8 protein-coding genes are annotated in these 12,492 nt (G+C 45.0%); all 8 read right to left on the reverse strand.

Features of this window, described 5'->3' with window-relative positions; genetic code table 11:
• Window positions 1–6: 6 nt before the first annotated feature.
• On the reverse strand, window positions 7–918 hold the full coding sequence (locus ACT7WV_RS10005) for a sulfotransferase (protein WP_445102766.1): 912 nt from the start codon (window positions 916–918) through the stop codon (window positions 7–9).
• Window positions 919–1,215: 297 nt separating this feature from the next.
• Entirely contained in the window at window positions 1,216–2,427 is a 1,212-nt protein-coding gene (locus ACT7WV_RS10010; protein WP_445102767.1) for a hypothetical protein, read from the reverse strand.
• The gene (locus tag ACT7WV_RS10015; RefSeq protein ID WP_445102768.1) at window positions 2,427–4,229 is read right to left on the reverse strand and encodes an asparagine synthase-related protein; all 1,803 of its coding nucleotides are present in this window, start codon (window positions 4,227–4,229) and stop codon (window positions 2,427–2,429) included. Before ACT7WV_RS10015 ends, ACT7WV_RS10010 begins: the two co-directional genes overlap by 1 nt.
• A 201-nt stretch (window positions 4,230–4,430) precedes the next feature.
• Window positions 4,431–7,115: an ATP-dependent chaperone ClpB gene (gene clpB, locus ACT7WV_RS10020; RefSeq protein WP_445102769.1), complete on the reverse strand. Its 2,685-nt coding sequence runs from the start codon at window positions 7,113–7,115 to the stop codon at window positions 4,431–4,433.
• Window positions 7,116–7,438: 323 nt separating this feature from the next.
• Entirely contained in the window at window positions 7,439–8,650 is a 1,212-nt protein-coding gene (locus ACT7WV_RS10025; protein ID WP_445102770.1) for a 4-hydroxy-3-methylbut-2-enyl diphosphate reductase, read from the reverse strand.
• 121 nt (window positions 8,651–8,771) lie between these two features.
• Window positions 8,772–9,614 carry an SGNH/GDSL hydrolase family protein gene (locus ACT7WV_RS10030; protein ID WP_445102771.1) on the reverse strand — a complete coding sequence of 281 codons (843 nt, stop codon included), beginning with the start codon at window positions 9,612–9,614 and terminating at the stop codon, window positions 8,772–8,774.
• 94 nt (window positions 9,615–9,708) lie between these two features.
• On the reverse strand, window positions 9,709–11,274 hold the full coding sequence (locus tag ACT7WV_RS10035) for an ammonium transporter (protein WP_445102772.1): 1,566 nt from the start codon (window positions 11,272–11,274) through the stop codon (window positions 9,709–9,711).
• Window positions 11,275–11,885: 611 nt separating this feature from the next.
• Window positions 11,886–12,413, reverse strand: coding sequence for a 5-(carboxyamino)imidazole ribonucleotide mutase (purE, locus tag ACT7WV_RS10040; RefSeq protein WP_445102773.1), 528 nt, complete (start codon window positions 12,411–12,413; stop codon window positions 11,886–11,888).
• Window positions 12,414–12,492 lie beyond the last annotated feature (79 nt).

The following is a 12,492-nucleotide window of genomic DNA, read 5'->3' on the forward strand; positions in this document are numbered from 1 at the left end:
AGCAGGTTAAAAGTCTGAATAAAAGGGAAGACCAAAGGGCTTGACAAACTGCCTAATCTTCTCAATCTGCTCTGGTTCAAGCTCATTTTTCCACTTATCCGGCTCTCGAGAAGATCGGCGTTGAGGCTGATAAGGTTGACCACTATCTTGCTTGGTCGAGTAATCAAGTAACTGCTCAGTTTTTGTAGTCCAATTGAGGTTAAGTTGAGCAAACAATTTTCGATAATTACCAATTGGATCTAAACACAAGGATTCATGTTGCAGTAATATCCAGTCTGGGTGCTTCCGCCACTGTTGAAGCATGACGTAATAGGTTCCTCCCCAAAAAGCACCCATTTTCTGCCAGAAGTCTTTGGCATTTTTGAGTACAGGTTCAAAGGGCTTTAAGTAGTCATTGAGTAGCCTAGGTTGAATGAGTAGCTGTTGAAGCGAATTGTCATTCTTGCCTTGTAGACGAAACCAGCTCGCAGCCACAGCGCATGGGTGACGAATCACGATAACTGTAATTGGTGCTAGGTTGTGGTTAATCCACTCGAGAGCCATACATGAGTGTACATCTTTGACCATCACTCGACCTGGAAAGTGACGAAATTTTATATATGGCGACGATAAATGTATTGTCGTAAAAGAGTTATTAAGACTACCAGCAAAAGCATCAGTGCAATATCGAGCAAACTCAGGAGCATCATCGTGAGCAAGCAGATATTTCATAAAGTGCGGTGCGGATTCTGGTACATTTTGATAGTTAAAAGGCTCATAAACATACTTAATTCCCCTCGCTGTATTCAAAATTGAAGCAATCCAGGTAGTCCCGGTTCGAGGCAGACCAACTATATAAATGGGAGGTTGTCGTACTGTTTTGATGCCAACTAGCAAATCTTGGCTGATTTGGATAACCTTGCCGAGGTTGGTCAACATATTGGTTGTTGAGAACTCATTACTTTTTGAGAGGAACACAGAAATTGGCAGTTGCCAGACTGATACTTATCGAGATTTTTGACAAAAATAAGACTTGTGGAAGAACAACCACAGAGTGACACTAGATTTACACAGATAGTTACTAACTTATGTAAAAGATATTGTGTCGATTTTTCAAAACTGACATTTGTAGGGACGTGGAGACACATCCCTACAAAGTTTCACTAACTTTTGCAGAGGTGAGTAATCGGCTCTGATTTGGTATGATGCCCCCATTTCCTGATAAATAGCCATCAATCAACCTGATCTTTTCAATAAGAGCGATCGCGCTTGCTGCCAACCACTGTACAAGCTTTGTGGTAGAAGCTTCTTCAGTGCTTTCTTGCGTTTATCAACTATCTCCCTACGGCGGTTTTGCTCAATAGATTTTGCTAAAGCTGTTACCCAAGAGTCGGATATGCCCTCGGCTTTGGCAGTTGTTAAAATAAGACTCAATTCCTCTAATTGAGCGTCTTTAACTTTCTGAAGACCTAAAATCTGAGCATCGCTGACATCTTCTTGGAAACAGGGAGGTAAATCAACACCAACTACTCTCAAAGCCAGAATTGTCCGAATGCACTTTTCACAGCGGCAGCAATTACGGTCTTTTTCGGCTCCTTGCCAGCATACTCTCAAGTCTTGCAAAGCTGCCGGCCAATGGGCAATCTCCTGAATTTTCTCTAAGCGAGTAAAGGAGGCACCGTCGTGAATACATTGGAAAGTTTTACTTGAGAGTAAACCGTCTGTGACAGGATTAGTTCCCCAAGGTAGCTTTAAGGATTGGTAGGGAAGAAAGCTGCCAATTAGACCAATACTATAGCTCTTTTGTAAGAGCATTAAGCAAGAAGCGGTAGCCGTCCCGTGAGTATCCTCCCAATTTTGCCCTAACTGGCGGTAGTTAGTTGCCATGGGAATTAACTCTACCCCCAAGCTAGCCGCCATCTTTTGAGATTTTTCGGTTGCTCTGGCAAATACCTCCTCTTGTTCTAGAGGAATATCAAAACCGTGCACCATGAGGCATGCTTCTATAGGACGCTGTTGTCTTCCATTACGACTAGTGCGGTGCTGAAATAAGGTAAAACAGCTATCAACTCCTCCAGAAAAAGCAACAATTGCTGGACGCGAAGGGTTAATAGCAGGTGGTTCTCGTTCCAATTCGGCAGTAATTTCAACTTGTTGATACTTCTGGGGACACCAGCAAGCCCAAGCTGCTTGAAACTCTTCTAAATTTTGCAACAATGATGGGGAGACTTCGCCATGTACCACAGTGGGAATTCCCTGGCTCATGATCAACAAAATAGTAGCAACGACAAAGGGATCGCAACTCTCGGTAATTCGAGAACGATACTGAGCAGGGAGACGATACCATAAGCGCTGTGGAGGCTGCTCAGGGAGTTCAATCCTAGCACTAACTAAGATTGAACCATTAACTTCAACGGTTTCTTCTTGCCAAATATGGGTTTGATGCATTACAAATTATCCCTTGACCAAAGCAGCAATCCTAGCAAAGCTTTGACGCCAGAGGCTTCAGTAATTGAGTCTAGAGAATATTGCCAAGGCTGATCAGGAGTGGGTAGCAGTGTATTCAACACCTCTAGGTGCAAAAGATGTTGCACTTGCTCCCGATAAGGTTCTGCTTGTTGCCGTATTGCTCGCCATCCAATATTATTAAGGTCATAAATTCTATAGTAGTAGCGGCGTTCATATCCTAGTTTCTGCTGCCACTGTCTAAATTTACGCTGCCAACGCCAGAAGCGGGCAAATCGCTGACGGTTTTTGCTAGACAAAAGTGGTTCTACATTGAAAGCATTCCGATCAAGAGGTAACTGAGCTAATTGCGGAAATCTAGTACAAAGCAACTGATTTTGAGCTTTACGCTTGGCAATGGTTTTCACCGGCAAAGCTGCTGTAATTTCTAGCAATTGCTGGTCTAGAGTTGGCATAATTGGCCAAGCAGCAAAGCTGAGTTGCCATGCCGCAGAGCCAACATGAAATCTTTGTCGATGGTATATTTCAAAATACCAAGCTTTTCTAAACTCGATATCAGAATAGCTCTCATACACTGCCCTAATTTGAGCTAGGGTGTCTTGCACCAACTCCCCAAATACTTCTTGGCGTAATAGTCTTTCTAATAAGTCAGGCGATAATCCCCAGCGATTAACTCCTTGGAAAAAAAAGGTTTCAAAGGAAAGATTATCCTGTGATAGAGCGTAGGGTATCTTACCTCCCAGCACTAAATCTAATAAGTAACCATTAATTACTTTGGGTGCAAGGCTGCTAAGATGGGCCGCCAGACTCCAGTTCATCACCCAATTAAAACCGTTGGCAAGATGCTCCCCCTTGATGAGCAAATCAGCATAGGCGGGATAATCATCTAGAGAAATTGCCGCTAGACGATGTTCTAAACCAAGTTGTTTAACAACCCCAAGAGCGCATTCTATCTCTAAATCACTGCGGTTACCTAGGCTCAAAGCAATCGGTTTAATGCCTTCTCTGCCAAGAAACCCCGCCAGCATGCGGGAATCTAGTCCACCGGAAAGGAGAAGGCCACAGGGTTCTTCTTTCCTCACTTGACGAGTTATTGCCTGGTCAAGGGCTTGATCTAAGATATCTAGATGTTCCGCAAAAGTAAGGGAATTCAGTTGAGAAGATTGATTACCCAGCAGTTGATGCTGTTGAATTTCCCTAGGGAAGGTTGCGGGCTTCCAAACGAGAACGTGTCCCGCAGCTAGGCGCTGGACATTTTGCCACAGAGTTTGACCATTAAATAAGCCATTGGTTAACAGGATTCCGACTAATCCTGCTGGGTTAAAAGCCTGTCGAAACAGAGGATGGTGTTTGAATAATTCTGGTGTTGAAGCTACTAGGGCAACATCACCACTAATGTAATAGTAAACGGGAAATAGTCCTAGATAGTCTGCTCCGACAGTTAGACCAAAATCTGGATGATAGGTAACTGCTGCATAAAACCCATCAAAAGCTGGTAAGTTACTGTCGGCGGCATTTTGCCAAAGTATTCTCAACTTGCGTGGGTCGATAGGAGATGATTTGTGTGGTGGAATGGCATCTCCCCAAATAAAACCTGCTCCTTGAGCATCGCTAACCCAACTCACAGGCGCATTTTGATGAGCCGCCCAACCAGCCCAGAGATTACCAGTTGTGCAAGAATTGGTGATTAAGCCATCGACTATTGGTAGTAAAGGCTCAACTGTTTTTGTAAATTGCGATCGCCGTTCTGGATCGGGGTCAAAAACAATAATAAAGTTAGCCATATTTGATCGTAGTATCAAACAGGTGGTACACGTTCCTTTCCTTAATAGCCAGAATAGCCCGATTGGGTTGGCCAGAGAGTTGATTCAGGAGGGTGCGTTGTACCTACCAAGAGACTCCCTACAAGAGGATTGATCGGTAAAGATGGAAATTTTCAGTAGACTTATGTGGTAAATTTACCGTTTAAGGTTTGTGATCATTAATTACCCAGAAATAACTTGAGGTTCTGAAAGCTTCACCACTGGCTTTTTGTTGAAAGTGAGAACCTGCTCCTGACAATCAATCAAGATTGTGTCCCCCTCAACAAAAGTATTTTCGAGGATTTTGGTGGCGATCACATTTTCCAACTCCCGCTGAATCGCCCGTTTTAAGGGTCGAGCACCGTATACCGGATCGTACCCGACTTCTGCTAAGTAATCTTGAGCAGTTTCGGAGAGTTCTAAGGTAATTTTTTGATCTGCTAAGAGACGCTCAATGCGTTTGAGTTGAATGGTGACAATTTTCCGCAATTCCTTACGGGTGAGGGTGTGGAAGATGATGTTGTCATCAACACGGTTGAGGAATTCTGGCCGGAAGTGCGATCGCAAAGCCTCTGTCACTCGTTTGCGCATTTCTTCGTACTGAGCATCATCACCGGCCACACTCAGAATATGATCGCTGCCAATGTTGCTGGTCATGACAATAATCGTATTGCGGAAGTCTATGGTTCTTCCCTGAGAGTCTGTGATGCGACCATCGTCAAGCACTTGCAACAAAAGGTTAAAAACATCCCGGTGCGCTTTTTCCACTTCATCAAGCAAGACTACTGAGTAAGGACGCCGCCGCACGGCTTCTGAGAGTTGTCCTCCCTCTTCGTAACCCACGTATCCTGGTGGTGCCCCAATTAAGCGGGAGACTGCGTGTTTCTCCATATACTCTGACATGTCGATTCGGACTAGAGCGTCATCGCTGTCAAAGAGAAACTCGGCTAAGGCTCTGGCTAGTTCAGTTTTACCAACACCGCTAGGGCCCATAAATAAGAAGGAACCAATCGGGCGTCCGGGGTCTTTCATTCCCGCTCTGGCGCGACGAATCGCGGCGGCCACAGCAGCCACGGCTTCTGTTTGACCAATTACCCGTTGATGTAGATGACTTTCTAGTTGTAAAAGCTTTTGGCGTTCCGACTCTAGCAGTCGTTTGAGGGGGATACCTGTCCACTTAGCAACAATCTCGGCAATATCCGCCTCGGTAACTTGCTCCCGCGATAAAGCTTTCCCTTGAGATTGGATATCCAAGAGCCGGCTTTCTTTGGTTTCGCGATCATGCTGCAAAACCTCTAGCCTGCCATACTTTAGTTGAGCTGCTTTATTCAGGTCATAAGCTCTTTCTGCTTGGTCAATCTGTACTTTGAGTTGGTCTTCTTCTTTTTTGAGATTGTTAATTTCTGTCCGCAGTTGTTTTTCTCCTTCCCACTGTCCTTCGAGTTCCTGGTGTTTTTCTTCTGAGGCAGCGATTTCTTGTTCAATACGCTCTAGGCGATCTCGTGAGGAGCGGTAGGCATTCGTGGTTCCAGCTAGTCCCTTCTGCTGATTCTCTGCATCCAGTGAGAGCTTTTCCATTTTCAACTGCATCAAGCGCCGCTCAATCGTCTCTAATTCCAATGGTTTGGAAGTCATTTCCATTTTCAGCTTGGCGGCGGCCTCGTCTACCAGGTCAATTGCTTTATCTGGCAGAAATCTCTCGGTAATGTAGCGATTAGAAAGCGTTGCAGCGGCGACTAGAGCCGAGTCTGTAATACTAACGCCGTGATGAACTTCGTAGCGTTCCTTGAGACCACGTAAAATCGAAATCGTATCTTCTACAGTTGGCTGCGGAACAAAAACTTGTTGAAAGCGGCGTTCTAAGGCTGCGTCTTTTTCAATATGCTTGCGGTACTCATCCAGAGTGCTGGCTCCAATGCAGCGCAGTTCTCCCCTGGCCAGCATGGGTTTGAGTAGGTTACCAGCATCCATTGCTCCTTGTTGAGAAGCCCCAGCACCCACTACCGTGTGTAACTCATCAATAAACAGTACAATTTGACCGTCTGAGTTAGTAACTTCCCGCAGCACTGCCCTTAGCCTATCTTCAAATTCTCCCCGATATTTGGCTCCAGCAATCAAACTACCCATGTCTAGGGAAATCAACTGGCGGTTTTTCAGAGATTCTGGCACATCACCATTAATGATCCGTTGGGCGAGTGCTTCGGCGATCGCAGTTTTTCCGACACCGGGTTCGCCGATGAGTACCGGGTTATTTTTCGAGCGACGAGATAGTACCTGTATTACCCGGCGGATTTCTTCATCTCTACCAATTACAGGGTCAAGCTTTCCGGCTTTGGCTTGTTCTGTCAAATCCCGTCCGTATTTTTCGAGGGCTTCGTAACGAGACTCTGAACTTTGGTCTGTAACTTTTTGAGAACCCCGGATCGCGATAATGGTTGCCTCTAACTTGGGTTTATCCAGGTTGAAGCTTTTGAACAAACGACGACCTACCCGTTCATCTTCTGCTAATGCCAAAAGTAAATGTTCAACAGCAATGAATCCGTCTCCTAAGGCGCTTTTGGCTTCGTCAGCCTTGTCTAACATCAGATCCAAGCCGCGACCCAAATATAGTTGGTCAACGCTATTCACTCTCAGCTGACGGCTAGCGAATGCTTCTAATTGCCGTTTAAATATGGGAATGTCAACCGTCAAACGATTAAGAATACGAGACGCTAGCCCATCTTGTTCTAGCCCATCTTGTTCCAGCAATGCGATCGCGACATGCTCCACCTCTAGCTGTTGATTTTTACAGCGGCGGGCAACATCTTGTGATTTAACTATTGCTTCCCAAGCTTTATCGGTAAACTTGCTGGAGTCAGTGGGCTGCATTTCCTATAAATAAAATTTTATTTAACACTATTTCCTACCCTGATTAGTATCACAACTTGTCCTATTAGACTAAGTTTCGGTTACTGATTAAGGTGGGAAGATTGAAATTAAAAGCTTCAAGATTACTATCAGCTATTGAATTTAGAGCTAATTTAATACCAAGATAACCTTAAATCTGATAAGTCACCCTAGGCGTTACAGGGTAACTCCTGACTCTTAAGTGACAGCTCTATCCTGAGTTAGGTAAATAGCTATCAACAAGAATTGGAGTTTAGTAACGCTAGGCTTTTAGTGGATGGGAGATGTATTTTGAACTGCTAACCTCAAACTGAAGTCACTGGAACTCTTTTTAGTTTGACTATCTTCTCGATTACCTCTTCCACCACTTTATCAGGCGTCGAGGCTCCAGAAGTCACACCCACAATAAGTTCCCCTGAGGGTAGCCAATTTTCCTTAACTTCTAAATCCAGGCGCAGTGGCTTATGCTCTACTTTGTTTCCTGGACCAATCCGTTCAGCACTGTCAATGTGGTAGGAAGGTATGCCTTGCTCAATGGCGATTTGCTGTAGTTGGGTTGTGTTGGAGGAGTTGAATCCACCGATGACCACCATTAAGTCTAACTTTTCCTCGACTAGCCCCAGCATAGCATCCTGCCGCTCTTGAGTGGCATCACAGATGGTGTTAAAGCTTTGGAAGCGTTCGTTGAGTTGGGTTGGACCATACTTCTTGAGCATCGTCCGTTCAAACAGCTTACCAATTTGCTCTGTTTCACTTTTGAGCATAGTGGTTTGGTTGGCGATACCAATGTGATCAAGATCCCGATCAGGGTCAAATCCCGCTGAGAAAGCGCGACTAAACTTATTGAGAAACTCCTGGCGATCGCCGCCGTTGAGGATGTAGTTGGCAACATATTCTGCCTCTTGCATATTCAGCAGTACTAGGTATTTGCCAGCAAAAGAACTAGTAGCAACTGTCTCTTCGTGCTTATATTTACCGTGAATAATTGAGGTGTAATCCTTTTTTTTGTGCTTTTCTACCGTATTCCAGACTTTGGACACCCAGGGACAGGTAGTATCAACAATCTTGCAATTTCTCTGATTGAGCAGTTGCATTTCTTGAACGCTGGCACCAAAAGCCGGTAAAATCACTACATCACCGGGTTTGACCACAGAAAAGTCTTTGTTTCCTTGCTCTACTGGAATGAACCCCACTTGCATACTTTGCAATCTTTGGTTCACAGAAGGGTTATGAATAATTTCATTAGTTACCCAGATACGCTCCGTAGGGAAGTGCTGGCGGGCTTCATAAGCCATAGCGACAGCTCGCTCGACACCCCAACAAAAGCCAAAAGCTTCTGCGAGCCGGATAGTAACTTCTCCCCTATTTAGCTTATAGTTATTCTCACGAATTTCTTGAATTAGGTTGCTTTGATATTCTGAATGGAGCTGAGAAGCAACTTCAACTTCGTGACCAAATCCCCGGCGATGGTAGTTTTCCGAACTGTGGAGTGAGCGCTTGAAAGCTTTTGTATCCATGCCGTGCCTTTTCCGAAATAAATGTATACAAATTTCCTTTACTACTTAAATCATAAGATGCCGTGAGGTATCGGTCAGTAGAGAAAATGGCAAATTGGTGATGGCACACACAGCGAGATTTTCAATTACCTTCCCAGCCCCCCTCAAGCACCAGTTGGTTGTGTACCTTGAGTACGTTGTTCCAGACTAAGTAGCCATTAGTGTTCAGGTGTAAACCGTCCGTACTCAGTTCATTGTTGAGATTACCTTGAGCATTGGCAAAAAAAGGGTACAGATCGAGATAAATGACGCCTTGTGATTGAGCCAGTTCTTCGAGTCGCTTGTTGATTCGCTGAATGCGACTGTTGGGAATGGACAAGAGTTGGTCGCGTCCCTCCCAGGTTACTGCATCTGCTGAGTGAGGCAAAATCGATTGGACGATAACCTTAGCTTGGGGGTGATTGCGGCGCAAGTAGCGGATAATCAGCCTTTGGTTTGCCAAAATTGTCTCATCTGTAGCTCCGCTAATTAAGTCATTGATCCCGATCATCAGAAAAATTGCCTGGGGCTCGGTATCATCTAACAAATACAAGCGACTGAGCAAGCCTGCCGATGTTTCCCCAGAAATCCCCTGATTTAGCCAAGTTTGTTCTGGAGGTAGCATTTCGGGAGGGAACCACAAGCTTAGAGAATCTCCGAGAAGTACGGTCAAATTTTCAGGTTTGTGGGCAGATACTGCCTCAGCTTCCCTACGAAGCAAGCTTACCCACTGCCGATAGTTTAAGTGGTGTCGCGGCCCGAGATCTGGCAAGATTTCCGGCATCGGGTAGGACAGACCAGTTGTTGCCACTGATCGGCGGAGGTTAGATTGCAGGGAACACTGCTGCTGACGCGGTAGCACTGAAGTTAGTGCCAGCAGCAGCAGCCCATTGGCAGCGAGGGATAAAAAAGCCCAACTAGGACGACTTTTCAAGTAGATGGACACTGAATTGGCTTCAACTCTGTTCTACCAGAAAAATAGTTCATCGCAATCATCTTTGAACAATCCCCCGCTAAAAACCCTCTGAATTTACTTCTCTTTAGGAACTAGGAGCCATATCATTGGCATCGCCACTCAAGTTATTTATCCCAGTTGTAACTTCGTTGACGCCAGCTTCTTTAAGGAAACCGCTGTAGGCTTCCATACCGTGTTCGCTGATATCCAAACCTTCGATTTCTTCTTCTGGAGATACCCGCATGCCGAAGATGGCTTTGATCACTAACCAGAAGATGCCACTAACGATAACGGTGAAGGCACCAATGGCAAGGATACCAATAATTTGGGAGAGGAGTTGACCGAAACCACCGCCATAAATCAGACCGAGTTTTTGACCAGCATCATTTTCTGCAAAGCTAAAGATGCCAACTGCCAATGTCCCCCAGATTCCGTTGACCAGGTGAACTGAGATGGCACCCACGGGATCGTCAATTTTGATCTTGTCAAACAAGGCAACTGCAAAAACAACAAAGACGCCAGCAAGAGCACCAATGATGATAGCAGACAAATAAGATACGGCATTACAAGGAGCAGTAATTGCTACTAAGCCAGCCAGAACACCGTTGATGATCATCGAAAGGTCTGGTTTGCCGTCTTTTGCCCAAGAGGTGATGGTCGCGACAATAGCACCGGCAGCGGCGGCTAAGTTGGTTGTGACTGCGATGTAGGGAACATTTTGATTGGCTGCTAACTCTGAGCCTGGGTTGAAACCAAACCAGCCGATCCAGAGAATCAAACAACCCAATGTGGCTATACTCAGGTTATGACCGGGCAGAGCTCTGGGTTGACCATTTTCGTCGTATTTACCAAGACGCGGGCCTAATATGGCAGCACCCATGAGGGCCGCCCAGCCACCAACTGAGTGAACTACTGTCGAACCGGCAAAGTCGGAAAAGCCCAATTCACTGAGCCAACCACCGCCCCAAACCCAGTGTCCGGTGATCGGATAGGCAATTGCTGTGAGTAAGATGCTGAAGATTAAAAAATCAATAAACTTGATTCGCTCGGCCACAGCACCAGAGACAATCGTGGCTGCGGTTCCGGCAAAGGCAACCTGAAATAAGAAAAATACAGATACTGGTAGACCGCCGGGAAATGGCTCTAGTTGATAAGTGGCAGGGTTTTCGCTGCTTAAGAAAAAACCGCCCAAGCCAATTAAACCATTTCCTTGACCAAACATGAAGGAAAAGCCAATTGCCCAAAAGCTGATCGTTGCTAGGGCAAAGACAATTAGGTTTTTGGAGAGGACGTTAACGGCATTTTTTTGGCGACAGAAGCCAGTTTCTAGCATGCCAAATCCGGCATTCATGAAAATTACTAGAATGGCTGCTATTAACACCCAAATTGCATTCAGAGTTCCCTGAATTTCTGCTGTGCTTGGCGCATTGCCGTCCTGGGCAACAGCAGCAGTATTCCAAACTACGACAATTATGGCGGCTAGGGGAATGCAAGCTAGCCAGTAGGGAGAAAATAATTTGGCGACAGTTTGTAATGGTTGGAGAAAGGACGCATTTCCAGGAAATTGAGCAAACTGTCCCGAAAAAAGTTGCTTGCTTTTTGGTGGCGATTTCTCTCTACTGAGAGTTGGATTGTACTTGGGTCTAGGCATGGTAACTGGAGTTTCCTTGATTTGTGAAACACGTCGCAATTTTTAGCAGACAAGCTATTAGCTGGTTAGCTAGATAACACTTTAGTGCATAGCGAAGAAACCACCTGATTTTAGGTAATCATAAAGACAAAACTACTCTACTAATCACAATTAGTTGGCTTGTAATCACAATTAGTTGGCTTGTCAATTGCTAGATTGCACTCTGCCTAATTAAGATGACAGATAGTTTCGTCAACTTGGACTACTTGGACTATATTTGGTAATACAGAACATTACAAATAACTTGGCAAATAGTCAAGAGATTAAATTATTCTCCGCAAACAAACTTGCTAGCGCCGAGACTCCTAATCTCAAAAGGCAGCGAATTGATGAACACTCACCTGGAGTAGCACTAATTGTTATCTCTTAAAAGATAAGTAAAAATCACTATTTAGTTCGCTTTTTTGAGATTTTTGGTTTACTTCGATTGCCCTAGATAATGGCAAGTATTCTCAATGAATAAGAGGCGATTTTTCGTTAATTTACTGTAGGGTACAGCAATTACCGTAATTTTATTAAGGGTTTGGTAAACAATCTTGATGTTGACCAATCCGCTACCTCTAGTCCTCCCCTTAACTAAGATTAATTTTCTCCAGATACTTCTGGTAACCTAACTTTTCTAGCTGAACTTGCTTCTCCATGACGGATTGCGCTAAATTTTGGCGATATTGCTGGACTTGCTTGAGTAATTCTGGCTGGTGAGAGGCTAGAATTTGCACAGCTAGTAGACCAGCATTTTTAGCATTGCCGATCGCTACAGTGGCTACGGGAATTCCTCCTGGCATTTGCACGATCGAATAGAGAGAATCGACACCTTGTAAGTGACGGCTAGAAACTGGCACCCCAATTACGGGTAAAGGTGTTAGTGCTGCCACCATACCAGGTAAATGAGCCGCTCCACCAGCACCAGCGATAATTACTTTGAGTCCACGCTGATGGGCTTCTTTGGCATATTGCACCATCCGTTCTGGAGTACGGTGAGCAGAAACGATCGCTACTTCGCAGGGAACATCGAATTCTTCGCAAATTGCGATCGCAGCTTGCATGGTGGGCAAATCTGAGTCACTGCCCATGATAATGCCAATTTGTGGTTGAGTCATAGGTTTTTTAAAGACAAGGGGGATAGGGGGGAAGGGGAAGCTTTACTGGATAAACTTGTGTTTAGGTATTTTTCCCTCT

The organism is Symploca atlantica LB2515, assembly GCF_052546295.1.